At 51.3% G+C, this 23616-nt stretch carries 22 protein-coding genes and 1 rRNA gene; 20 read left to right on the plus strand and 3 right to left on the minus strand.

All coding sequences use genetic code 11. From position 1 onward, the window contains the following. Positions 1 to 57: 57 nt before the first annotated feature. Positions 58 to 900 (minus strand): LysM peptidoglycan-binding domain-containing protein, encoded by an 843-nt coding sequence (locus tag DFQ01_RS23425; protein WP_110046332.1) that lies wholly within the window; start codon positions 898 to 900, stop codon positions 58 to 60. A gap of 166 nt (positions 901 to 1066) precedes the next feature. Between DFQ01_RS23425 and DFQ01_RS23430 the strand changes: the two genes are divergently transcribed. The 7 genes from DFQ01_RS23430 (at position 1067) to DFQ01_RS23460 (ending at position 9904) form a co-directional block, all read left to right on the plus strand. After that, positions 1067 to 3241, plus strand: a complete 2175-nt coding sequence (locus tag DFQ01_RS23430; RefSeq protein ID WP_110046333.1) for a DNA topoisomerase III — start codon at positions 1067 to 1069, stop codon at positions 3239 to 3241. Positions 3242 to 3438: 197 nt separating this feature from the next. Then, positions 3439 to 4929 (plus strand): nicotinate phosphoribosyltransferase, encoded by a 1491-nt coding sequence (locus DFQ01_RS23435; RefSeq protein WP_110046334.1) that lies wholly within the window; start codon positions 3439 to 3441, stop codon positions 4927 to 4929. Between the two features lie 151 nt (positions 4930 to 5080). After that, on the plus strand, positions 5081 to 5938 hold the full coding sequence (locus DFQ01_RS23440) for a carbon-nitrogen hydrolase family protein (RefSeq protein WP_110046335.1): 858 nt from the start codon (positions 5081 to 5083) through the stop codon (positions 5936 to 5938). A 7-nt stretch (positions 5939 to 5945) separates the two neighbouring features. Beyond that, complete coding sequence (locus DFQ01_RS23445) at positions 5946 to 6623, plus strand: GNAT family N-acetyltransferase (protein ID WP_110046336.1); 678 nt, start codon at positions 5946 to 5948, stop codon at positions 6621 to 6623. 24 nt (positions 6624 to 6647) lie between these two features. Next, the gene (locus DFQ01_RS23450; RefSeq protein ID WP_110046337.1) at positions 6648 to 7316 is read left to right on the plus strand and encodes a GNAT family acetyltransferase; all 669 of its coding nucleotides are present in this window, start codon (positions 6648 to 6650) and stop codon (positions 7314 to 7316) included. Positions 7317 to 7491: 175 nt separating this feature from the next. Continuing rightward, the gene (locus tag DFQ01_RS23455; RefSeq protein ID WP_110046338.1) at positions 7492 to 9168 is read left to right on the plus strand and encodes a glycoside hydrolase family 9 protein; all 1677 of its coding nucleotides are present in this window, start codon (positions 7492 to 7494) and stop codon (positions 9166 to 9168) included. A 37-nt stretch (positions 9169 to 9205) separates the two neighbouring features. Next, positions 9206 to 9904, plus strand: a complete 699-nt coding sequence (locus tag DFQ01_RS23460) for a DUF421 domain-containing protein (RefSeq protein ID WP_245946844.1) — start codon at positions 9206 to 9208, stop codon at positions 9902 to 9904. A gap of 19 nt (positions 9905 to 9923) precedes the next feature. On the opposite strand, the gene DFQ01_RS23465 is transcribed toward DFQ01_RS23460, so the two are convergent. After that, positions 9924 to 10256 (minus strand): winged helix-turn-helix transcriptional regulator, encoded by a 333-nt coding sequence (locus DFQ01_RS23465; protein ID WP_110046340.1) that lies wholly within the window; start codon positions 10254 to 10256, stop codon positions 9924 to 9926. A 151-nt stretch (positions 10257 to 10407) separates the two neighbouring features. Further along, positions 10408 to 11226: a hypothetical protein gene (locus DFQ01_RS23470; protein WP_110046341.1), complete on the minus strand. Its 819-nt coding sequence runs from the start codon at positions 11224 to 11226 to the stop codon at positions 10408 to 10410. A 386-nt stretch (positions 11227 to 11612) separates the two neighbouring features. Between DFQ01_RS23470 and coxB the strand changes: the two genes are divergently transcribed. From coxB to DFQ01_RS23535, 13 genes are all read left to right on the plus strand, one after another. Then, positions 11613 to 12683: a cytochrome c oxidase subunit II gene (coxB, locus tag DFQ01_RS23475; protein ID WP_110046342.1), complete on the plus strand. Its 1071-nt coding sequence runs from the start codon at positions 11613 to 11615 to the stop codon at positions 12681 to 12683. 76 nt (positions 12684 to 12759) lie between these two features. Then, entirely contained in the window at positions 12760 to 14568 is a 1809-nt protein-coding gene (gene ctaD, locus DFQ01_RS23480; RefSeq protein ID WP_110046358.1) for a cytochrome c oxidase subunit I, read from the plus strand. Beyond that, positions 14565 to 15185, plus strand: a complete 621-nt coding sequence (locus tag DFQ01_RS23485; RefSeq protein ID WP_110046343.1) for a cytochrome (ubi)quinol oxidase subunit III — start codon at positions 14565 to 14567, stop codon at positions 15183 to 15185. Before ctaD ends, DFQ01_RS23485 begins: the two co-directional genes overlap by 4 nt. Positions 15186 to 15189: 4 nt before the next feature. After that, positions 15190 to 15510: a cytochrome C oxidase subunit IV family protein gene (locus DFQ01_RS23490; protein ID WP_110046344.1), complete on the plus strand. Its 321-nt coding sequence runs from the start codon at positions 15190 to 15192 to the stop codon at positions 15508 to 15510. Between the two features lie 1322 nt (positions 15511 to 16832). After that, positions 16833 to 17735: a cytochrome c oxidase assembly factor CtaG gene (ctaG, locus tag DFQ01_RS23500; protein ID WP_110046346.1), complete on the plus strand. Its 903-nt coding sequence runs from the start codon at positions 16833 to 16835 to the stop codon at positions 17733 to 17735. 75 nt (positions 17736 to 17810) lie between these two features. Then, the gene (locus tag DFQ01_RS23505) at positions 17811 to 18272 is read left to right on the plus strand and encodes a DUF420 domain-containing protein (protein WP_110046347.1); all 462 of its coding nucleotides are present in this window, start codon (positions 17811 to 17813) and stop codon (positions 18270 to 18272) included. A 183-nt stretch (positions 18273 to 18455) separates the two neighbouring features. After that, the gene (locus tag DFQ01_RS23510; protein WP_110046348.1) at positions 18456 to 19178 is read left to right on the plus strand and encodes a hypothetical protein; all 723 of its coding nucleotides are present in this window, start codon (positions 18456 to 18458) and stop codon (positions 19176 to 19178) included. A gap of 49 nt (positions 19179 to 19227) precedes the next feature. Beyond that, positions 19228 to 19620: a GntR family transcriptional regulator gene (locus tag DFQ01_RS23515; protein ID WP_110046349.1), complete on the plus strand. Its 393-nt coding sequence runs from the start codon at positions 19228 to 19230 to the stop codon at positions 19618 to 19620. After that, positions 19620 to 20525, plus strand: coding sequence for an ABC transporter ATP-binding protein (locus DFQ01_RS23520; protein ID WP_245946845.1), 906 nt, complete (start codon positions 19620 to 19622; stop codon positions 20523 to 20525). Before DFQ01_RS23515 ends, DFQ01_RS23520 begins: the two co-directional genes overlap by 1 nt. Next, entirely contained in the window at positions 20522 to 21424 is a 903-nt protein-coding gene (locus DFQ01_RS23525; RefSeq protein ID WP_110046351.1) for an ABC transporter ATP-binding protein, read from the plus strand. The genes DFQ01_RS23520 and DFQ01_RS23525 overlap by 4 nt, the downstream gene beginning before the upstream one ends. Continuing rightward, complete coding sequence (locus DFQ01_RS23530) at positions 21417 to 22733, plus strand: ABC transporter permease (protein WP_110046352.1); 1317 nt, start codon at positions 21417 to 21419, stop codon at positions 22731 to 22733. The genes DFQ01_RS23525 and DFQ01_RS23530 overlap by 8 nt, the downstream gene beginning before the upstream one ends. 94 nt (positions 22734 to 22827) lie before the next feature. Beyond that, the gene (locus DFQ01_RS31225; RefSeq protein ID WP_174812851.1) at positions 22828 to 22998 is read left to right on the plus strand and encodes a hypothetical protein; all 171 of its coding nucleotides are present in this window, start codon (positions 22828 to 22830) and stop codon (positions 22996 to 22998) included. Between the two features lie 377 nt (positions 22999 to 23375). Then, positions 23376 to 23616 (plus strand): 16S ribosomal RNA (locus DFQ01_RS23535); the annotation flags it as partial.

Here is a 23616-nt window from a genome sequence, read left to right on the forward strand (position 1 = left end):
AATGTGCAACATGTAGTCACAAATTTTCTAGTCATTTACATCCGTGATGACAACGAGTTATCCAAGCTCCCACCATTTCAGATTGAGGAACGGATCGATCGCCGTATAAGGGCTGCGCGTGTAGATGCCGAAGTGCAGATGCGGATCGAACATGCCGCTCGTTCCTTCCGGTCCGTAGCCTGTACTGCCGACGTAGCCGATGAGCTGTCCTGCCGTGACGACGCTGCCTTTTACGATGCCGGGCGCGTACCTAGACATATGCGCGTAATAAAATTCCGTGCTGTCGTCGACGCGGATCGTCAGCCGCCAGCCGCCGAGTTCAAGCCAACCGGCTTGGACGACGGTGCCGCTCATCGCACTATAAATTGGCGTACCTTCGGGCGCCATAATATCAACGCCTTCATGCGACCGAACGGTGGAACCGTCGGTTGCATAAGTGCGCGTATCCGCGAACGTGTTGCTGAATGGAGAATAAGTACCCTTTTTCAAAGGAAAAACGCCATTCAGATGGGCTGCGGGCTTCTTCGGCACGTTGATGGTCAGTCCCGGCCAGATGTTATTCGGATTCGCCAACTGCGTATTGGCAGCAAGCAGCTTGCTCAGCGGTACGCCGAGCCGGTTCGCAATGATCCACATCGTGTCGCCAGCCTTTACGCTATATGTGGTCTGGTAGGACGGAGACGGCACCTGAAGCTGCTGCCCATCAAGGAGCATGTCGGACTTCAAGCCATTCGTTGCTTTGAGCGCAGCGATCGTCGTATTGAACCGTGTGGCGATCGACCAGAGGGAGTCGTTCGGTTGAACCGTGTATGCAGCGGCGAAGACGGATGCAGGAGCGGACAAAGTGCCGAGCAATGCGGCGCCAAGGAGGAGGGTGGACATAGTTGTACGTAAACGCATGATGCACCTCTTTTATATGTATAGTGTAAGCCCTTACAACTATTAAACCAGCCAGCCGCCGCAGCTGTGAACCAGTAAATGATGGTAATGTTGTTTTGACTTTGCGAAGCAGAATGGCCGATAATGGGACCATTACGTATTACGTGTTCAAGGGGAGATTCCGGAGATGAAATCGCTCGTATTAGCGGAAAAGCCAAGCGTAGCGCGCGAGATTGCGCGTGTGCTCGGCTGTACGAATAAAAATAAAAGCTACATTGAAGGCCCATCATATGTCGTCACCTGGGCGCTCGGTCATCTTGTTGGACTTGCCGAGCCGGAGGACTACGATCCGAAATATAAGACGTGGAATCTGGATGATCTGCCGATCATGCCGGATCGCATGAACCTCAAGCCGCTGCGGGAGACGTCGGGGCAGTTCAAAGCCGTGCTAGGGCTGTGCAAACGCGCTGACATTGGCGAGCTGATTATCGCAACCGATGCGGGACGCGAAGGTGAACTGGTTGCACGCTGGATTATGGAGCTTGCTCGTTGGAACAAGCCGTTCAAGCGGCTGTGGATCTCGTCGCAGACGGACAAGGCCATTAAGGATGGCTTCGCATCGCTGAAGCCAGGACGCGACTATGATCGGCTGTATGCGTCGGCGGTCTGTCGTGCGGAAGCAGACTGGCTGATCGGCCTGAACGTGACGCGTGCGCTGACAAGCAAGTACAATGCGCAGCTGTCGGCGGGACGGGTGCAGACGCCGACGCTTGCGATGCTGATGGATCGGGAGCGTGAGATTAACGGCTTCCAGCCGAAGCCGTATTGGACAGTGTCGGCAGAGTTCGGCGGCTTCCAAGCGGCATGGCGCAGCGAGGAAGGGCATGACGGTCGGCTCTGGACGCGGGAAGAGGCGGAGAAGGTGATCGCACGGACGAACGGCAAACCTGCGGTTGTCGATCGGTTGAAGACGGCGGAGCGCAGCGAGCCGCATCCACTTGCCTATGACCTGACCGAGCTGCAGCGGGATGCGAATAAGCGTCTTGGCTTCTCTGCGAAGCAGACGTCGAACGTGCTGCAGCGGTTGTATGAGCAGCACAAGCTCGTGACGTATCCGCGAACGGACTCGCGTTATCTCTCTTCAGATATGGTTCCAACACTTAAGGGGAGAATGGAAAGCATTGCGGTAGGACCTTATGCGACTGCAGCGCGTAAGCTGTTGCGTACCCAGCTTCCAGTCACGAAGCGCATTGTCGATGACAGCAAGGTTAGTGACCACCACGCGATTATTCCGACGGAGCAGTATGTGAACCTGTCGGCGCTTAGCCCAGAGGAGCGCAAGCTGTACGATTTGATCGTTCGACGTTTCCTGGCGCTGTTCGGTCCGCCATGCCGGTATGATGAGACGAGCGTTATTGTGCGTGTAGGTGAAGACCGTTTCTATGCGAGAGGCAATGTATTGAAGGATGCGGGCTGGAAAGAAGCCTATGGCAGTGTATCCGCGGCTGATCTAGACGGTGAAGACGATGGTAGCGGCGACGGAGACGACAACCGTGAAGGTGCTGGACGCAGTGGCGGCGGACAACTGCTGCCGCCGCTTACGGCGAACCAGTCGCTGCCGTTCAAGCAGAGCCGGCTTCGCGAAGGCCAGACACAGCCGCCAGCGCGTTATAACGAGGCAGGATTGCTGTCCAAGATGGAGAAGTATGGACTCGGCACGCCGGCAACGCGCGCAGACATTATTGAGAAGCTGCTTTCTTCGCAGACGATCGATCGTCAAGGCAGCCGTCTTGTGCCAACGGGCAAAGGCAAGCAGCTGATCGAGCTGGCGTCCAAGGAGCTGCGCAGCCCCGAGCTGACGGCAGAGTGGGAGCGCGAGCTGGAACGCATCGCCAAGGGACAGGGCAATGCGAAGCAGTTCATGGCGGGTATTCGCCAGAAGGCTGCGGCATGGGTACAGGAAGTGAAGCTGGAGACGAAGGAGTACAAGCCTCATAATCTGTCACACTCACGTTGTCCAGATTGCGGCAAGCCGATGATCGAAGTGAACGGCAAGCGAGGCAAGACGCTTGTCTGCCAGGATCGGGAATGTGGATTCCGCCGTGCAGCCGAGCCTGCGCTGTCCAACAAGCGCTGCCCACAGTGCCGCAAGAAGATGGAGATCCATACGGGCAAAGCAGGCAAATACGCACAGTGCCGCCGTTGTAACGTGATCGAGATGCTGGAGGACAAGGCAGGAGGCGGCCGCGTCAACAAGCATCAGCAGAAGCGGCTGGTGGAGCAGTTCAGCGATAAAGTATCGCTCTCGGGCGGCTTGGCTGATGCGCTGAAGGCAGCGCTTGAAGGACAAAACAAGGACTAACTGGCAAAGGTGAAGGCGATGGCTAAGTGAAGGCTAAGTGAAGCTTCCTACTAACACGCTCGCTGCTTCTTATGGGCACTCCCCTTCCATATCGAATGAAGGAACCCAAAAGGGAGTACCTTACTGTTGAGGTGTTGAGCCAGCAATTCCGGTAATTCATACAGCACGACATAACGACAAGTGAAGGACGATGGGCGATGACGATCCATTTTGACGGGGCGGGCGGCCGGGAGTATGGGCATCTCGCGCTTCATACCGATAAATATCAGATCAATATGATGTACGCGCACTGGAAGAACGGCACCCATAATCGGAAGGCTGTTTTCGAGGCTTATTTCCGCAGGCTGCCATTTGGCAATGGCTATGCGGTATTCGCTGGACTCGAGCGGATTGTCGATTACATCCGAACGCTGAAGTTCCATGAGCATGAGCTTGCGTTCCTGCGCGAGCAGGAGGAACGGTACGATGAAGGCTTCATCGAAGAGCTGCGCAGCTTCCGATTCACAGGCGACATCCATGCAGTGATGGAAGGGACGTTGATTTTTCCCAATGAACCGCTCGTTCGGGTAGAGGCGCGCGTGTTCGAGGCGCAGCTTGTGGAGACGGCACTTCTCAACTTTATGAACTATCAGACACTTATCGCGACAAAAGCAGCGCGTATTCGCCGAGCAGCAGAACGTGACGTTCTGCTCGAATTCGGTACGCGTCGAGCACAGGAAGCAGAAGCAGCCGTATGGGGCGCGCGCGCTTCCTATATTGCGGGCTTTGATGCGACGTCCAACATGCGGGCAGCGATGCTGTTCGGCATTCCGGCCAAAGGCACGCATGCCCATGCTTGGGTGCAGGCGCATGACAGCGAGCAGGAGGCGTTCGACCGTTATGCGGACGCACTGCCGGACGATGTGACGCTGCTGGTCGACACATACGATACGCTCATCAGCGGCGTACCGCATGCAATTGCAACGGCGCACAAGCTGGCGGCTATGGGCAAAAGAATGAGTGCCATAAGGATCGACAGCGGCGATCTCGCCTACTTGTCCAAGGAGGCGCGTCGTCAGTTAGATGATGCGGGCTTCGCAGACGTCCGTATCGTTGCATCCAATGATCTCGACGAATCGATCATTGCGGAGCTGAAGCTGCAAGGCGCCCGCATCGATACATGGGGCGTCGGCACACAGCTCATTACGGCGGCGGATCAGCCGGCGCTTGGCGGCGTGTACAAGCTGGTAGCGCGCGAAGCGGTTCAGGGCGAGGAGCTTGTGCCCGTTATCAAGCTATCTGGCAATCCGGAGAAGGTGTCCACCCCAGGGCGCAAGGATGTGTACCGGTTGGTCAATCGGCGGACAGGCCGCGCCGAGGCCGATTATATGGCGTTCGGCTGGGAGAATGATGTGAGGCGCGGCGAACGGATCAAGCTGTTTGATCCGATGCAGACGTACCGTCAGCGGTTCATGACCGATTACGAGGCGGTACCGCTGCTGCAGCCAATCATTGTAGGCGGGGAGTTGAAGATGGAGCTGCCGGGTCTTGCAGCAATAAGAGCCGAGCATCGCCGTCAGCTAGAGATGTTCCCGCCTGAAGTGCTGCGCAAAGTAAATCCGCAGCCGTATCCCGTCGTGCTGAGCGACGCGGTATGGGAGCAGAAGAAGCGATTGATCGAGCAGTTCGGACCACAGATGCATGAATAATAATTGAGGGCGGATGGCAGCGATGCCATCCGCCATGCCTATTTTAAGGGGCAACAGGCCGTCTATCTCATTATTGAGGAAACGATGCTTGTTGAATCCGTATTTTTCCTGCACAATAGAATCAATTCATTGAGATAAGCGGAGGTAGAGAATGAAGCTTAGAGTTTCGGCGGTACAGTATCATCTGCATTCGATCGACTCGTTCGAGGCGTTCGCTGCGCAGGTTGAGCATTATATTCGGACGGCGGACGAATTCGGTTCGGAATATGTATTGTTCCCTGAGTTTATGACGACGCAGCTCATGTCTATTCCAGGAGCCGACGGCAAGGCTCGCAGCATCGACGAGCTGCCGGATTTCACGGACGCATACATCGAGCTGTTCAAAGAGCTGGCTGCCCGTTACAACATGTACATTATCGGCGGTACGCATGTGATTCGAAGCGGCGACAACCTGCTCAACGCGGCGCACATGTTTGCGCCAGACGGTACGGTCAGCGTGCAGCCGAAGCTGCATATTACGCCGACTGAAGTGACGGAGTGGAACATGAAGGCTGGCGACGGTGTTACGGTGTTTGATACGCCGAAAGCACGAATCGCCATGCTGACCTGCTACGATATTGAGTTTCCGGAGATCGTTCGAATGGTGCGGGCGCTTGGTGCAGACGTTATTTTCTGCCCATCGTGTACCGATGATCGCCAAGGCTTCTACCGCGTACGGTATTGCGCACATGCACGAACAATCGAGAACCAGATTTACGTCGTTACGACGGGTACGGTCGGCTCGCTGCCGACGGTCGATTTCATGCGGCTTAACTATGGGCAAGCGGCGGTGCTGGCGCCAAACGATATTCCGTTCCCACCGCGCGGCATCATGGTTGAAGGCGAGATTAACAACGACATGATCGTTACGGCTGATCTTGATCTGTCGCTGCTGTACGAGGTTCGCGAGCGCGGCTCGGTTATGACGTGGCGGGATCGCCGCACCGATCTTTATACCGATTGGAAGTGATGCGCCGATGTATCGCAAGCAGCTGTTTGTAATGAACGAGGGCAAGCCTGTACCCGCCATCGTGCGGAGCTACACAGAGGCGGATTTCGATGAACTCATCGAAATTCAGTCGGAATGTTTTCCGCCGCCTTACCCGCCTGAGCTGTGGTGGAACAAGGAGCAGCTGACGAACCATGTGCGTTATTTTGCCGATGGGGCCTTGTGCATCGAGGTGGGTGGTCGATTGGCCGGTTCGATGACTGCGCTCATTGTACAAGTCGATGAACAGGACCATGCAAGTGCGGCGCATAGCTGGGAGCAGATGACGGACGGCGGCTATATAAGCAATCATGATCCATCGGGCAATACGTTGTATGTCGTCGATCTGTGTGTCAGACCTCAATATCGCAAGCTGCGCTTGGGGCAGTGGCTGATGTTCTCTATGTATGACGTTGTCGTGCATCATGGATTGAAGCGGCTGCTTGGCGGCGGGAGACTGTCAGGCTATCATCAGGTCGCAAATTCGATGACGCCGGAGCAGTATCTCGATGCGGTTATTCGCGGTGAGCAGAATGATCCTGTGATCTCGTTTATGCTTCGTGTCGGCCGGACGCCGATTGGTGTGGCGCATGACTATTTGGACGATGAGGAATCGGGCAATTGCGCAGCACTTATGGAATGGCGCAACCCTTTTTTGAACGATTAAGTGTATAAGGAGCTGACATTCATTATGGAATTCAAACGCATTACTTCTATTAAAGATCCATTATTCGCACAAATGCATGCACTGATGGGACGTGTATTCCCGCCTGAGGAAGTGCTCGCATTCGATCTGTGGAAGGAGCCGCTGGAGGATCCGGGCATTCGCGTATTCGTCGCTATTCATGAGGGTGAGGTCGTTGGTACGACGGAATATCGCTACTATGAAGACTTCAATATGGCGATGACCGACTTCACGATTGTGGGTCGTCCGGGTCTTGGCATTGGTCCATTCCTATGGCAGTCGCGTCAACGTGATCTTGATGCATTGGCAGAAGCGGCGGGCAACAAGCTCGATGGCATGTTCGCCGAAATCTATGATCCCTATCGCGCGGACGATCACGACTTCGGTGGTCTGATGGTCATGAATCCGTATGTGCGCCGCGAGGTGTTGTCCCATATGGGCTATAAGCGAATCGATCTAACGTACGTTCACCCCTCTTGGCAAAATGACGGCGAAGCCGTTGAAGGTCTCGACCTTGGCTTCTTGCCGTATGACGGGCGCGATACGATCGACGCTTCGCTTGTAGCAGCGTTCCTTCGCCGCTATTATGCCGTACTGCCGAACAAACCAGCGGCATGGGAAGCAATGGTCGCTTCGCTCGATAATGAGACGTCGCTTCGACTGCTGCCATTGTAAAAGTTTAATAATTATTTAGCCAAATTTATCATGTGATCCTGTATAATCGTGATAAATATCAACTACTGTTATAAATGCTTCATCGCGGGTCTTGTTTCTTACTATTTATAATAGAAGAACCAAGAGCCGCACTGGAGACGACAGAGCCTATTAACGCTTAGGAGGGAAACTTGAAATGGCTGATGTACGACGCGAGCAATGGAACGAAGCGGCAATTCGTGTGAATCAAATTGGATTTTCGACTGGATTTTCGAAAACGTTTTCATCCCAAGTGGTGTCGGGCAGCTTTGAAGTGGTGAACATAGGTACGAATGAAACCGTATTAAAGGGTACAACATCGACCGCGACCGCAGATGAAGCAGCTGGTATTAAGGTAAGTCTAGGCCGGCTGGACGGCTTGGATGCACCGGGGAAATACCGCATCCGTATGAAGGGGCTGGAGTCGCCTGTATTCGAGATTGCCCAGCGTCCATATCAAGCCATCAAGCTTGCCCTTCTCAAAAATTTCTACTATCAGCGCTGCGGTATGGAGCTTGAGGAACGATACGCTGGACCTTGGAAGCACGCTGCCTGTCATCTCGATCATGGCACCATTCATGGTGACGACCCATCGATCAAGCGGAGGACGGCGGGCGGATGGCATGATGCGGGCGACTATGGCAAGTATATGGTCGCTGCCGCTAAGGCGGTTGCGGATCTTATGCTCGCATATGAGGCTTATCCGACTGCATTCGAGGAATCGACGGACATTCCGGAAAGCGGCAATGGCGTACCAGATATACTCAATGAAGTCCGCTATGAGCTTGAATGGATGCTGCTTCTTCAGCGCGAGGATGGCGCCGTTTATCACAAACTGACGACGTACGAATTCCCTGGTCTGCACGTCATGCCAGAGGATGACCTGGCACCTCTTGTTTTCTCACCCGCGTCGTTCAGCGCAGCCGGCACCTTTGCAGCTTCAATGGCGATGGCGGCGCGCGTGTTTGCATCATTCGATGAAACATTCGCTTCGATTTGCCGAGAAGCAGCGGAGCGGGCATGGGGTTGGATGGAGAGTACGGAAAGCTTCGAACGGGTATCATTCCGCAATCCGCGAGATGTAAAAACTGGGGAGTACGGCGACCAGACCGTTATCGACGAGCATTATTGGGCGGCAGCAGAGCTTTATCGCCTAACCGGAGATCATAACTATCTCGTGAAAGCGGACAGGCTTGCGCAATCCGGTGATTTTCCACTGTGCGAGCTAGGATGGGCTGATGTTGGAGGTTATGGAACGATTGCGCTGATAGGTGCGCTTCGGGATGCTGGGGAAGATAGTTCCGTGCAGCTGCGGGAAAGGCTGACCGATCAGTGGCTTACTAGGGCGGACGAGCTGCTGGAGTTGTCATTACGCAACGGCTTTGGTGTATCGCTAACGCTAGATCAGTACAAATGGGGCAGCAGCATGATCGTCATGAATCATGGGATGCACTTGTTAATCGCAGCGGAGCTAACGCAGGACAGTGATCGCAATCATCAGTATCTTGAGGCGGCAGCACAACAATGGCATTACCTGCTCGGCTGTAATGTGCTCGGTATTTGTTACGTGACGGGTTTCGGCTTCGCCTCGGTTATGCATCCGCATCATCGTCCATCGATTGCCGACGGTGTGCCGGAGCCTGTGCCTGGTATCGTAGCAGGTGGTCCAAACTCAGGTCTGAATGATACGGCAGCGGCGTCACTGCTAGTTGGTTGTCCACCGATGGCGTGCTTCATTGACCATGAGGACAGCTATTCCACGAATGAGAATACGATCTATTGGAACTCGCCGGCTGTCTATGTCGCTGCTGCGCTCGACAGCTTGAATAGATAATGAAAGCAGGAGACATCCTATCCGAGAGAGGAAAGGGGTGTCTCTTTTGCCATTATGGGCTGAAGTCACGCTGCGTACGCTATCTGCCGTATGTATATTGTTCGTTATGACGAAGATATTAGGCAAAAGGCAAATCTCGCAGCTATCGCTGTTCGAATACATTACAGGCATCTCGATCGGGAATATCGCGGCCTATATTTCACTCGACACCGATAATGATTGGTACCTTGGACTACTTGCGATGTCCGTATGGGTCATTGTTTCAGTGGGGATGGAGTTTGCTACACTGAAGAGTAAGTGGGTTCGTGACATTGTAGACGGTAAGGGAACCGTGTTAGTGGAGAAAGGCGCGATTCTAGAGAAGAATATGGCGAAGGAGCGGGTGACACTCGACGAGTTTATGGAGAAAATGCGCAGTAAGAGCATCCATGCACTTGCCGATGTGGAATTCGCCGTTATGGAGTCTAATGGTGATATCACGTTTCTTCTTAAAAAAGAGCAACAGCCGCTCACGGCGAAGTCTCTCGGTTGGGCTGTGCAGCCTGAACGCGAGCCGCAAAGTATTGTCATGGACGGGATCATTATCAATGATGCGCTGCGGCGTGCAGGCTTCGACGAAGTGTGGCTAAGAAAACAGCTGGCAGCCAAAGGCGTTCAGCTTGAAGAAGTATATCTTGCGCAGGTCGATGATGCGGGTGTTATCACGATACAAACAGGGGAGCGCTCTATACCATAGGGTGCTCCCTTTGTCGTGACTAGGTCCACTTCGCAGCCCACAGCTTCATCGCGTGCAGGGTTTGGTGCAGATCTTCGCCCTTTGGCGTAAGTTTATATTCAACGGTAGCAGGCACTGTCGCATATACATGTCGTTCTAGAATGCCATTCTCTTCGAGATGGCGCAGCGTACTCGTAAGTGCACGCGGACTAACGGCTGGAATGCAGCGCTGCAGCTCGCCGAACCGCTTCGTTCCACAGAACAGCTCACGGAGCACAAGAAAGGCCCATTTGCCGCTCAGTACGTCTACTGCTTTCTCGATATTGCATTCGATCACAACAGGGTCCTTCGGAATGTAGTTGCTTGTCGTCATGGCCTAAATCCCTCTCTTCCTATCTTCGATCCGATCGCTTCATATAATAGTATAGCAAAAAGAGGCGCCCGTGGAACTACGCCTCTGCATACAGTCATCTCGATATGGTTAATCTAACAGCTATATATAATAGAAGAAAAAGATTTAAGTCTTAGCGTAGTGAACCTGTTTTGTTGCTGCTGAACTGCTTAGGTTCAACTGCATTCGTCTGTCCATTGTTGCGCGTAGTGCCGTTTATGTTGGGATTAATCTTGTCAGTGCTAGTTGGAAGCTTATTACTGCCTCCGAATTGATTGGAGACGAGCGCATTGAAGTCAACTACGAATGGCGTGAGCGATTCGTTCAGCCAGGCTTTCTGCGCATAAGCGACGAATCGGTTCACGAACTGGCTGTTAGCTGAGATGTAAACATTCTTTGCTCGAGGAGCGAACTTGCGAACCTTCGTGGCAACGGCATATTTTAGCGCATTAGGCAGCTCGGTATGATCATTCACCGTCATGGCGTGGCCGTATGGAGTAGCTAACTCACGGTTATCCCAATTAGGGCTGTTAGTTGAATAGTTGTAGATGCCTTCTTTAGCACTGCCTGCGTACTGCTCATGCTTGGAACGTCCGCCGCTCTTCGTGCGAATTGCCGTATCGTTGAAGACGATTGCGACATATGCGTTTTGATTCGTCAGCATAACGAGCGCAGTGGAGATACCATTGATCTTGCCGACCTCCTTGGAGATCTTGGAGCTGTATTCGAAGTATTTATTATCGTGATTGCCTGAAGCGGTCGATAATGCGCCATAGGAACGTGCCCGGTCATCGACCAACGGACGTTCGGTGCCATTGCGCGTACCGTACGAGTTGGATTTGTACCCGTGAGGCTCATACTTATAGCTGCTGCAGCCGCTCGACAGAACCGCAACGCCTAGAAGGAGTGCGAAGATACGAGACGAGGCAGAAGCGCTGAACCATTTTCTCATCGAATAGACCTCCCTTAACGATTACTGTACCGTTAGCGTCTGCCTTGAAGGCCGAAATATACGTGTATAAATGCATACATAATTGACCATTCATTCGGTGCACAATGTATAGAAGGAATATGTCGATTATTGTCATCGAAAGAGAGGGGGTAAGCACAAAAAACGAGGGGTGTAAATGCCCCAAAACCCTTGTAAATCCAACAATTTTGGCGGCTTTGAGAACAATTTGTGAACTCTTTCTGAAACGTTGACAAATACATCCTCCAACTTTATATTTAATAAAGTGATTTAATGCAGAAGTTGTAAAACATCTCTAGAACACGCAGTTTGCCGCCTTTCCACGCCATCTGAAGCAACTGCGAAAACGTAAAAAGTGGGGTTGATGAATGATGAAACGGTGGAATGTAGGAAAGCGCCTTCTGCCGCTCTTTGCCGGTATGATGCTATTGCTGTCGGCGTGCGGGCGTGCAGACCTTTCGACACTGAACCCACAGGGTCCAGTAGCGGAAGAGCAATTCGGTTTAATGAAATTGGCGATTTCGATCATGATTATCGTGGTGGTTATCGTATTTGCGATTTCGTTGTACGTCATTGTTCGTTTCCGCAGACGTCCAGGAGATAACAAAATTCCTGTACAAGTAGAAGGTAACCACAAGCTTGAGATTATCTGGACGGTTATTCCGTTGATTCTCCTTGTCATCCTGGGTGTTCCAACGGTAAACTCCGTGTTCGGACTGTCGAAAGACTACACGAAAGACCCGGATGCTATTCAGGTCGAAGTAACTTCGCACCAATTCTGGTGGGAATTCTATTATCCGCAGTATGACATACATACGGCACAAGAGCTTGTCATTCCGACAGGCAAGAAGATTGCGGTTACGGCAGTTTCCGGCGACGTTCTTCACTCATTCTGGATTCCATCGCTCGCAGGTAAGATCGATACGAACCCAGGTACAGCGGTTGAGAACGGAACTGCGAACGCTAACAAAATGTATTTCGAAGCACCTAAAGCCGGTGTTTACCTTGGTAAGTGCGCAGAGCTTTGCGGCCCATCCCACGCATTGATGGACTTCAAAGTTAAAGCAGTAGATGAAGCTTCGTTCGATCGTTGGACGGCAGCACAGAAAACGCCAGTTGCATTACCAAGCGACCCAGCAATCAAAGATGCACTCGTTAAAAACTGCTTGAGCTGCCATGCTATCGGTGACCAGGGCGTTCTGGTGTACCCGAACCTGACGGATATCGGCAGTCGTTTGACGGTAGGCGGTATTCTCGTCAATACCGATGAAGCGGAGTATGCAAATGAAGGTACAACGTACGAGAACTTGAAACGTTGGATCGAAGATCCACAAGCGGTCAAGCCTGGTACACTCATGCCGAAGGTAGAGCTTACCGAGCAAGAGATCGATGGTATTGCGAAATATTTGTCTGAACTGAAAATCGACTACGAGAAATAAGCATCAGGAGAATTAAAAGGGGGCATTAACCTTGGCACATGCGCATGCGCACACGGTCAAACGCTACAAGGGCCTGATGGACTGGCTAACGACCGTAGACCATAAGAAAATCGGTATTCTGTATTTGCTTGCCGGCGGGTTCTTCTTCCTGGTCGGTGGTCTCGAAGCAATAATGATTCGGATTCAGCTCATAAAGCCGCTTAACGATTTCGTTAGCGCAGAGAAATTCAATCAGCTCCTTACAATGCACGGTACAACAATGATCTTCCTTGCAGCGATGCCGATGCTGTTCGCGCTTATGAATGCGGTTATTCCGCTTCAGATCGGCGCACGGGACGTTGCATTCCCATTCGTTAACGCACTTGGCTTCTGGACGTTCTTCGCCGGTGGCGTTCTGCTGAATGTCAGCTGGTTTACAGGCGGCGCTCCAGACGCAGGTTGGACATCCTATGTTCCGCTTGCAAGCCCAACCTACAGTCCGGAATATGGCGTTGACTACTATGTCATCGGCCTTCAGATCGCCGGTATAGGTACGCTAATCGGTGGTATTAACTTCTTGGTAACAATCATTAACATGCGTGCACCTGGCATGACGTTCATGCGTATGCCAATGTTTACTTGGGCAATCTTCATCACGTCGGCGCTGATCTTGTTCGCATTCCCAGCACTGACGGTTGGTCTGGTTGCACTGATGTTCGACCGTTTGTTCGAAGCTAACTTCTTCGAAGTAGCGAATGGCGGTAACGCCGTTCTATGGGAGCATATCTTCTGGATCTTCGGACACCCTGAAGTATACATTCTCATTCTGCCTGCATTCGGTGTCATCTCTGAGGTAATTAGTACGTTCTCACGTAAACGTCTGTTCGGATACAGCTCCATGGTATTCGCAACCGTATTGATCGGTTTCCTCGGCTTCATGGTATGGGCTCACCACATGTTCACGACGGGTCTTGGCCCAGTTGCGAACGCGTTGTTCTCCATTGCTACGATGCTGATCGCCGTACCGACAGGTATTAAAATATTTAACTGGCTGTTCACGATGTGGGGCGGTTCCATCAAGTTCACAACTGCGAACCTGTTCGCAGTAGGCTTCATCCCGACATTCGTAATGGGCGGCGTAACGGGCGTAATGCTTGCGGCAGCGCCAGCTGACTTCCAGTACCACGACTCGTACTTCGTAGTCGCTCACTTCCACTACGTTATCGTCGGTGGTTTGATCTTGGGTATTTTCTCCGGCCTTCACTACTGGTGGCCGAAGATGTTTGGACGCATGCTGAACGAGACGCTTGGTAAGCTGACGTTCTGGACGTTCTTCATCGGTTTCCATATGACGTTCTTGATTCAACACTTCTTGGGTCTGATGGGTATGCCGCGTCGTATCTATACATACCTGGATGGTCTTGGTTTCAACAACATGAACTTGATCAGTACGATCGGTGCATTCCTGATGGGCCTTGGTACGATCTTCTTCATCCTCAACATCATCGTTACCTCGGTCAGCGGCAAGAAAGCAGCCGGCGACGCTTGGGAAGATGGCCGTACGCTGGAATGGACGATTCCTTCCCCAGCTCCAGAGTACAACTTTGCTCAAACGCCGCTTGTTCGTGGCTATGACGCATTCTGGAAAGAAAAAATGGATGGTCATAAAGAGATGACGCCAGCGGAACCACTTGGCTCTATCCATATGCCATCGCCATCGATTCTTCCTTTGTTCATGTCGATTGGCTTGTTCATTGCAGGTCTTGGCTTCATGTACCACAACTACTATGTTGGTGGCGGCGGCCTTGCCCTTACGTTCCTCTGCATGCTGATCCGTTCCTTGAAGGATGATCATGGCTTCCATATCGAGCCAGACGAGCTGCATGATAAGGGGGTAAAAGCATGAGCGCACACTCGCACGTAGACGGTCAACTTCCACATGAGCCGGAGAAGGCTACATTGGAAGGCCGTAATAAGGTACTCGGCTTCTGGTTGTTCCTAGGCGCTGAGGTCGTACTGTTCGGTACTTTGTTCTCTGCATTCCTAGCACTGCGCGATAAAGTTGGCGACGGTAACCCGACTGCTGACGAACTGTTTAACCTTTCGACCGTTGCGATTGCAACGTTCATCCTGTTGACATCCAGCTTGACTAGCGTGTTTGCTACGCAAGCGATGCATGCAGGTAAGAAGAATGCAATGATCGGCTGGCTGATCATCACTGTCCTGTTCGGTCTTGGCTTCTTGGGTCTCGAGATTTACGAGTTCAAAGAATACGTTCATGAAGGCCATGGCTTTACAACGAGTGCATTCAGTTCGTCGTTCTATACGCTGGTCGGCTTCCACGGCGCCCACGTTGCATTCGGTGTTCTCTGGATTAGCATTATCATCGGTCAAGTGCTCAAGAAAGGTCTTACCGTTGTAACAGCTCCGAAGATTTACGTTTCCGGTCTGTACTGGCACTTTATCGACGTCGTGTGGGTATTCATCTTCACAGTCGTATACCTGATGGGAAAGGTGGGCTAAGTCAATGGCTGCAGTTAACCATTCCGCAACGGAAGAAACGAAGAAACGCCACAAGCACGAAGGTCCGCAGAAGCATATCGTTGCTTACATCATGTCGCTGATACTGACGCTGATTGCTTTCGCAGCTGTAGTGGCTGGTGAAGTGAATGCGTCGTTCATCATCTTCATTCTGCTGATGATGGCTGGCCTCCAAGTGTTCGTTCAGATGGGCTTCTGGATGCACATGAAGGACAAAGGTCATACGTATGCGATAATCGCTATTCTAGGCGGTATCTTTATCGCGGGCACTATGATCGTTATGGCTGAGTACTGGGCTTGGTGGTAATCGTATATACAGTGAGAGGGTCCGATGTTATCGGATCCTCTTTTTAGTGGTTTTCAACCCACCCAAGGGACTACCGTCCCCTGGACCCCTTGCTTTCTAAAATTTCTACCCACCCAAACCCTCCCTGCAAGAGAGCCCTGCAAAAGTCGTGCTTTTGAAGAATTCAACTTTTTTAGGGGGTCATAAAATGTCTCCCCTACCTCAAAACGAGCCTTAGAATCGATTCTAGGGGCTCGTTTTTTTGATTCACTTAAGTTGGCATTCCGAATGAGCACTTTTGCAGCAGTCTCCTGCAAGGGAGGGCCCCAAAGGGCTTGTGCCCTCTGGACTCCTCACAAGGACGCTACCTTGATCTGTTGGTTCGTATGCCCGCTCTTGCCGCCTTGCGGCAAAGCTTCTGGTATACAGTATCTAGATCCGTATTACGACTGCATAGTTTGTTCGATCGAGTGCACCTGTAACCGCCCAATAATGCGACTGCGATAAGCTGCACCTGTTAATGTATAAGGGGCGCAACCCCTTTGAATAAATAATCTTCTACCCACCCAAACCCTCCCTGCAAGAGAGCCCCAAAGGGCTTGTGTTCTCTGGACTCCTCACAAAGACGCTACCTTGATCAGTTGGTTCGTATGCCCGCTCTTGCCACCTTGCGGCAAAGCTTCTGGTATACAGTATCTAGATACGTATTGCGACTGCATAGTTTATTCGATCGAGTGCACCTGTCACCGCCCAATAATGCGACTGCGATAAGCTGCACCTTTTAGTTACCTTACTGGAGAACTCTAAAACAGAGGGTTGTGGTGTAAACACACTAGTAGCACGAACAAGAGTTGTGCCCGATAGGGCACACGACTCCTAGCTAGCTGTAGCAGATTAACGTCTCTGTCCTAATACCACCCCATTGCGGAGTCCCATGGGGCCCTCCCTTGCAGGGGGATCTATGTGGGTAGAGAAACTCGAACAAAAGCTGTGTCCCGGAGGGGCACGCGGCTCTTAGAACGTAGTAACTTATATACGGTTCGGTATCGCCATCGCCCCCTTACGGGGTCCCGGGGTTGGAAACCCCGGGGGTCCTCCCTAGCAGGGAGGATTTACAAGGTGGGTAGAAAAATTGGTTTTATGTGGGGTCCGAGGGGCGCAGCCCCTTGAATTCTCCCTTATGGGAGGACTTAGGCGGGTTCACGTTTGACAAAATGATGAACGGTTGCTTGTGTGCACCGCTTTGGGTAGGAGTTAACAATTCCTTATGCTATACTAGGCATGTCCCGGTAAAGACCGGAAGCAGCTAACAGGATTGGGATAAGGATTGAGAGGGGTATTCCATGCTCGGTTTGCAGTATTTCTCTTTCAGAGAACAATGGAGTCCAATGTTTCTATTCGCAATGGCAGCAGTTGTCATTCTTTACTTGTATGTAGACGGGCCTTACCGACGTAAGCATGCGCCTGATGCGAGTGGGACGAGCGTCATGCAGAAGGTTTCGTTTATATTGGGTGCAATCTTGTTCTATCTCGCACAAGCAGGTCCGCTAAGCTTGTTAGGACATATGATGTTCACGTTCCATATGTTGAACATGTCGCTGTCTTACTTGCTCGTACCTCCGCTCGTGCTGCTTGGTACAACGTCCTATATGTGGCGTCTTATGTTCCGTGCGGCGTGGTGGAAGAAGTTCAAGTTTATGACGAACCCGATTTTGTGTCTTATTTTGTTCAATATGGTGTTCTCGCTTTATCACGTGCCTGTCGTTCATGATTATGTTATGACACACTACACGATCCATCGGTTGTTCTACGTGGTACTGCTTATCGCGGCATTCCTGATGTGGATTCAGGTCGTCAGCCCGGTGCCAGAATGGAACCGCTTAACGGATATGCGTAAGATGGCATATGTGTTCGCGAACGGTGCGCTGCTGACGCCAGCGTGTGCGCTTATTATTTTCTCAGGAACTCCGATGTACGAGGTTTATAGCGATCCGAACACTTGGGTGAAAATGATGGGGTACTGCGTATCGGGCGATCCATCGTATTTGCTCGCACAAGGCCCAAGCTTCTTCAATCTGATGACGCCGCTGGAGGACCAGCAGGCGGGCGGCATTGTGATGAAGCTGCTGCAGGAAGTGCTCTATGGTTCGATCCTCGCTTACATATTCAAGCAGTGGTTCAAGCGTGAGCACGCGGATGACGATATGCCAAGCACGGAGCCGAATCCGGCGAACGGCATGACTTAAGATTCACTAGCTAAGCAGGCGATTATTTCGCTGATGCGAGCTCTTAGATAACGACGATATAAGGTGGGTTCACGGATGGATATTTATAATATTTTCCCAACGATCAGCACATCGTTCATCGTGATCAGTGCGATTCTCGTTGCAATTGGCTGGAATCTGGCGATCAAGCGCAGACTGGATGCGCATAAGAAGGTGATGTTCTGGGCTGCAGTTGCAGCAACGGCATTCTTCATCGTGTATACGAGCCGTACAATATTCGTCGGTAATACGGAATGGGGCGGCCCGGATGATCTGAAGCCTTATTACTTCGTATTCCTGATCTTCCACATTACGCTGGCAACGGTTGCGGCAGTATTCGGCATTACGACGCTGACGCTCGGCTACCGCGCGAAGTATGCAAAGCATCGCAAGTGGGGACGTGTGACTTCGATCATTTGGTTCTTCACAGCGATTACGGGTGTGGCTGTGTATATCCTGCTTTATGTCATGTATCCTGGTGGTCATACCAAACCAGTACTGGACGCAATCTTTGGCTAAACGACTAGCTTTCAAATGAAATGCGTTAAATCGAGAAGTCTTCATCATCAGCACGCTTGTGCTTACGGTGAAGACTTCTTTTTTTTGCAAAAGATCGCCTTGGGAGATGTTGACATTCGGAAGAGGTGTTATTATACTGTGTATAAAGATATACACACTAAGCACACGGAAGGTGACAGACGAATGAACAAGTGGGAAGGCGCATGGCATCTAGCAAAATATGAGTGGCGGAAGGATCGTGCAGGCATGTTGATCACGGCCATTTTCATCGCATATATGCTCCTGCTGTCGCGCACGTTCTATATGGATGCATGGAACAATCAGGCGAATATGTCAATTGACTTCCTGGTCGATTTCACACAGCTTGTCATACTGCCGCTGCTTGGGTTTCCAGCGAATCGCACGATGTTCAAGGCATGGAGAGACGATTGCTATACGCGTAAAATGGTGCAGTGGCGGACGATGCCGATTTCGCTCGGTCAGCTTGTGACGGGTAGATTGATTCAAGTTGCAGGCCTGCTTTCAGTTGGTGTGGTGCTCTATTTCGTAATTTTGTATGGAAGTACAGAGCCCCTACGCGAGCATCTCGGTATTGGTCCTTTTATCGGTTATGTAATTATCTGGTTCAGCTACAGCGTGGCAATGGCAAGCACGTACACACTGTGGGAGCAGGGCTATTCCGGTAAAATTTATATGCTAATATGCTTTGCGTATTCCTTTGTCTTTCTTGCTATTACTGCAGTTCTAGGCGCGAATGACAAGTCAGTTTCTTTGTATCTGCTTAACAAGCTGGCGGATGGCAACTGGTGGTATCCGGTAGTCGCGCTTATCGGAAGTAGCGCTGTCGTATACGGGATGTATCGGCTCACCTGTAGAAGATTGCGTATAAGAAGCTTCACGCGCTGAATCATAACTATCTAGCAACAATGAACTTTACGATGAAGAAGGTGAAAGTGTGTGGCTGCCGATTCATCTCAATGAGAGCAGTGCTGAGCCGATGTACCACCAGATCGAGGTGCAGCTAAGAGCACTAATCGTAAGCGGACAGCTAACGGAGGGTACGTTGCTGCCTTCCATACGAGAGATGGCACAAATGCTAGGCTGCAGTGTCATTACAGTCAGAAGGGTCTATCAGGATCTAGAGACGGAAGGGCTGCTGCGGACACGTCAAGGGACGGGGACATTCGTAGCAAGTGTGCAGAAAGAGGATCTTGGACGACAGCGTACAGCGTCGGTTATCGAAGCGGTTGAAGCAGCGGTAGATGCTGGGATGCGCGTCCAATTAACGAGACAAGAGATGGAACAGATTATGGCGCGAGTGCTAGATGAACGTTGGAAGGAGAGCTGATGATGGAGACAGCGGCAGTAACACTGAAGGGTGTGGAGCAGTATCGGGCGCATTTTCGGCTTGGGCCGATTGATCTGAATATCGATGAGGGGTACGTGACGGCCATTGTAGGTCCGAACGGATCAGGCAAAAGCTCCACGTTCCGCCTGCTGCTCGATCTTGCTAAGCCGGATGCGGGGCAGATGAGCGTACTTGGTTATTCAGTCGGTCAAGGGGATGATCGGGAGTGGAAGCGGCAGATCGGATATTTGGCAGAAGAGTCGGATTTCCTTGATGATTCGATTCGTGGCTCGGAGAAAGCAGCCTTCGTCCGTAAATGGTATCCCGAGTGGGATGTGAACCTGTATCAGGAGCTGCTGCGAAAGTTCGAGGTGGATGACGCCATTAAGCTTGGCAAAATGTCCAAGGGGATGCGCCGTAAGTTCGAAATGGCGCTCGTCATCGCTCAAAAGCCGAAGCTGCTGCTGCTCGATGAGCCTTCATCTGGCCTCGATCCAATCGCATGGCGGGCGATGATCGATATTCTTCATCGCTATATGGAACCCGGTGATCGAACGATTCTTATGGCTTCTCACATTATCGATGAGGTGCGACGTCTAGCAGACTTCATCGTATTTATGGCAAGAGGACAAATACTTGGCAAATACGAGAAGGACGAACTGTTCGAGCGGTGGCATGTGCTATATGTGCCTGCTGCGAATGATTCGGATCGCAGCAAGCTGCTGGCGATGCCAGGCGTCATTGACGCAGAGCTTGCAGGTATCGGGATGTACCGTGTCGTGACAGAGGACGCGCCTCAGACGGAAGAAGCTTTGCGGGCTGCGCAGTTTGGGATTGGAAGCAGGCAGGCGATGCAGCTTGATGAAATTTTACAAGTGTTGATGCAGAGAGGGGTTTACGCATGAATCCATTGGTAGTCGAACGTATTGTGAAAAATTACGGCGAGAAGACAGCGGTGAATGGACTCAGCCTGCAGGTGAGTGAAGGCGAGATTTACGGGCTGCTCGGCGCGAATGGCGCTGGCAAAACAACAACGATGCGGATGGTGCTCGGACTAATCTATCCGGATGAAGGTGCGATTCGTTATAACGGGCAGGCTTATAGCAAGGAGCAGCTGCATAATCTCGGCTATTTGCCAGAGGAGCGCGGCTTGTATCCGAAGGTAAAGGTGAATGAGCAGCTTGTCTATTTGGCCCAGCTCAGAGGGATGTCGAAGAAGGCGGCTGAGGTAAGCCTGAAGAAGTGGTTGGAGCAGTTCGAGGTATCCGAGTATTACGGGAAGCGAATTGAGGAGTTGTCGAAGGGTAATCAGCAAAAGATCGGATTCATCGCAGCTGTTATTCATGACCCACAAATTCTAATCCTCGACGAGGCGTTTAGCGGCTTGGATCCGGTCAATGTCGAACTGCTGAAGGCAGCGGTCAAGGGACTTCGCGACAGTGGTAAAACGATTCTGTTCTCGACGCACCGGATGGAGCATGTCGAGGAGCTGTGCCGCAACATTACGATTATGCATCGGTCTAATCCGGTCGTGCAGGGCGATGTGAAGGCGATTAAGAAACAGTATCCGCGTGAACGCGTGATGCTGGCAACAGATCGGGATGTAACGGGGCTGGAAACGCTGGAAGGCGTGCGATATGTAACGAAGCATGAGAATGTGACGGAGATCGGGATTGCTTCCGAGGATGCGGCGAAGCGGATTTTGCATCATGCACAGGGTCAGGCAGATATTGAGCGATTCGAGTTGATGCAGCCAACGCTGAACGAAATCTTTATTAAGACGGTAGGTGAGCGCCATGAGTAAATTTTGGACAGTGGTAGGGTTCACGATTCGCAATAAAATAAAGGCGAAATCATATGTCATTTCGACGCTCATTCTTGTTGCTATCATTAGTGTTGTTGTAAACCTGCCTTATATGATCGATAAATTCAGCTCGGATGCGCCGGATAAGATCGGCTATCTGACGGCATCGACGGAAGAAGCGACGCAGAGCAGCGTGACGCCATCGGTCGTCGGCGATCAAATGAGAGAGTACTTCTCGAAGCAGGAGCATCCGGATTATGAGTTCGTTCCAATCGAGAACCAGAACTCGGATGAAGCGAACGAGCAGAAGCTGCTCGATGCGCTATCCAATGGGGATATTGATGCATATGCCACGTTCGAAGAGGATGGGACTTCGTTCCCGGCGATGGTGCTGCACGCGGATAAAGTATACAGCGAGACATCTAAGGCGAATATGCAGGCTGCGCTGCAGTCGATCAAGACGCAGTTTGCACTGCAAGGACTAGGACTGACCGACGAACAGCAGACGGCGCTGTTCTCGCAAGCAGTCGTGGATAGTGTGAAAGTGGATATAAGCAATGGCGAGGCTGTAGCTGATGATACGAAGGAAAAGGCGGGTGCGCTATACGGTGCCGTTTACTTGATCTTGTTCCTCTTGTTCATGACGATCATGGGTTCGGGACAACTTATTGCCACGGAAATAACGGCGGAGAAAAGCTCGCGTGTGATGGAAGTCCTCATCACCAGCGTCTCGCCGCTGACGCAAATGTTCGGCAAAATCTTCGGCATGTTCATTGTTGGTATTGGCCAGACGGCCCTACTTGTCGCAGCGGCCGCCGTCAACCTTTCGTTACCGCACAATGAAAGTGCGTTGAATAACATCGGAGTTAATATCAAGGATATACCGCTAGATGTATTCATTTATGCGATTGCCTTCTATCTCATCGGTTATTTCCTGTTCGCTACATTGTACGCGGGCGTCGGCTCGCTCGTCAGCCGGACAGAAGATCTCGGTCAAGCGGTCATGCCGCTCATGTTCCTGAATCTTGGCGGCTTCTATATCGGAATATTCGGCTTAAATGCGGCAGATGCGTCATTCGTCAAAGTCGCTTCGTTCATTCCGTTCTTCACGCCTTACGCTATGTTCATGCGCATCGGGATGTCGTCAGTACCGGTATGGGAGATTATGATTTCGCTGGCTGTCCTGCTCATCACAACGTTCGTATGCGGCTGGCTCTCGGCGAAGATCTATCGTACGGGCGTGCTGCTGTACGGCAAGCGTCCGACGATCAAAGAGCTTAGGAAAGCTATGAAGGCGTATAAGCTTTAGATCATATATTGAATGAATGATGATGAGATGATATGAATACGGAGATGACTACTACTTCTAAGAATGGCAGACCATTAAAAAGGAGTTGCTTGAAATGAAGAAGGGGCTTCTGTTCATGGGTACGGTATTGGTACTGACACCAACCTTATTAACGCGTTCTGGGGTAGAGTTTAACGACTTCGTTCAAGGCATCGTGTTCGGAATTGGATTCGCATGCTGCGTTGTTGGACTTATGAAAGCAAGACTGGCAGGGCGGCGGGCATAATAGGATAAATAAACACACGGCAGCCGATCAGTAGATCGGCTGCTGTTGTCATCATTGGGCGATATAGGGTATATAAGATCATTTCTGATTGAATAGTTTTAAATGGTATAATTTGTGTGTTGATTATCTAAAACAATACATGTTATTATGTAATTCCGCCGCTGAGACGGCGAACGATTACGAAATGTTAAATACTTATTTTAAAAAAGTGTTTGACAAACGAATTCGAAACATGGTATATTCTAATTCCGGCCGAGAGAAACACGCCGGTAACGAGAAATGCAAACGAAATAACTTGTTCCTTGAAAACTGAACAATGAGCGATATGTTTTAAAGTAAGTCAGCTTTTAATGAGCTAAACAAGCTTCACCATAACTTTTATGGAGAGTTTGATCCTGGCTCAGGACGAACGCTGGCGGCGTGCCTAATACATGCAAGTCGAGCGGAGTTGATGAGGTGCTTGCACCTCTGATGCTTAGCGGCGGACGGGTGAGTAACACGTAGGCAACCTGCCTGCAGGACCGGGATAACATTCGGAAACGAATGCTAATACCGGATAATCGATTTCCTCGCATGGGGAGATCGGGAAAGACGGAGCAATCTGTCACCTGTGGATGG

This window comes from Paenibacillus cellulosilyticus, assembly GCF_003182255.1.
GTDB classification, from domain to species: domain Bacteria; phylum Bacillota; class Bacilli; order Paenibacillales; family Paenibacillaceae; genus Paenibacillus_T; species Paenibacillus_T cellulosilyticus.

What these genes read in the sequence shown, in the direction of transcription:
- DFQ01_RS31225 (WP_174812851.1), top strand. Translation starts at nt 22,828, where the DNA reads ATGAAGAAGGGGCTTCTGTTCATGGGTACGGTATTGGTACTGACACCA.
- DFQ01_RS23525 (WP_110046351.1), top strand. Translation starts at nt 20,522, where the DNA reads ATGAATCCATTGGTAGTCGAACGTATTGTGAAAAATTACGGCGAGAAG.
- DFQ01_RS23485 (WP_110046343.1), top strand. Translation starts at nt 14,565, where the DNA reads ATGAGCGCACACTCGCACGTAGACGGTCAACTTCCACATGAGCCGGAG.
- DFQ01_RS23450 (WP_110046337.1), top strand. Translation starts at nt 6,648, where the DNA reads ATGGAATTCAAACGCATTACTTCTATTAAAGATCCATTATTCGCACAA.
- DFQ01_RS23425 (WP_110046332.1), bottom strand. Translation starts at nt 900, where the DNA reads ATGCGTTTACGTACAACTATGTCCACCCTCCTCCTTGGCGCCGCATTG.
- DFQ01_RS23520 (WP_245946845.1), top strand. Translation starts at nt 19,620, where the DNA reads ATGATGGAGACAGCGGCAGTAACACTGAAGGGTGTGGAGCAGTATCGG.
- DFQ01_RS23465 (WP_110046340.1), bottom strand. Translation starts at nt 10,256, where the DNA reads ATGACGACAAGCAACTACATTCCGAAGGACCCTGTTGTGATCGAATGC.
- DFQ01_RS23510 (WP_110046348.1), top strand. Translation starts at nt 18,456, where the DNA reads ATGAACAAGTGGGAAGGCGCATGGCATCTAGCAAAATATGAGTGGCGG.
- DFQ01_RS23490 (WP_110046344.1), top strand. Translation starts at nt 15,190, where the DNA reads ATGGCTGCAGTTAACCATTCCGCAACGGAAGAAACGAAGAAACGCCAC.
- ctaG (WP_110046346.1), top strand. Translation starts at nt 16,833, where the DNA reads ATGCTCGGTTTGCAGTATTTCTCTTTCAGAGAACAATGGAGTCCAATG.
- coxB (WP_110046342.1), top strand. Translation starts at nt 11,613, where the DNA reads ATGATGAAACGGTGGAATGTAGGAAAGCGCCTTCTGCCGCTCTTTGCC.
- DFQ01_RS23440 (WP_110046335.1), top strand. Translation starts at nt 5,081, where the DNA reads ATGAAGCTTAGAGTTTCGGCGGTACAGTATCATCTGCATTCGATCGAC.
- DFQ01_RS23455 (WP_110046338.1), top strand. Translation starts at nt 7,492, where the DNA reads ATGGCTGATGTACGACGCGAGCAATGGAACGAAGCGGCAATTCGTGTG.
- DFQ01_RS23430 (WP_110046333.1), top strand. Translation starts at nt 1,067, where the DNA reads ATGAAATCGCTCGTATTAGCGGAAAAGCCAAGCGTAGCGCGCGAGATT.
- ctaD (WP_110046358.1), top strand. Translation starts at nt 12,760, where the DNA reads ATGGACTGGCTAACGACCGTAGACCATAAGAAAATCGGTATTCTGTAT.
- DFQ01_RS23435 (WP_110046334.1), top strand. Translation starts at nt 3,439, where the DNA reads ATGACGATCCATTTTGACGGGGCGGGCGGCCGGGAGTATGGGCATCTC.
- DFQ01_RS23530 (WP_110046352.1), top strand. Translation starts at nt 21,417, where the DNA reads ATGAGTAAATTTTGGACAGTGGTAGGGTTCACGATTCGCAATAAAATA.
- DFQ01_RS23445 (WP_110046336.1), top strand. Translation starts at nt 5,946, where the DNA reads ATGTATCGCAAGCAGCTGTTTGTAATGAACGAGGGCAAGCCTGTACCC.
- DFQ01_RS23505 (WP_110046347.1), top strand. Translation starts at nt 17,811, where the DNA reads ATGGATATTTATAATATTTTCCCAACGATCAGCACATCGTTCATCGTG.
- DFQ01_RS23470 (WP_110046341.1), bottom strand. Translation starts at nt 11,226, where the DNA reads ATGAGAAAATGGTTCAGCGCTTCTGCCTCGTCTCGTATCTTCGCACTC.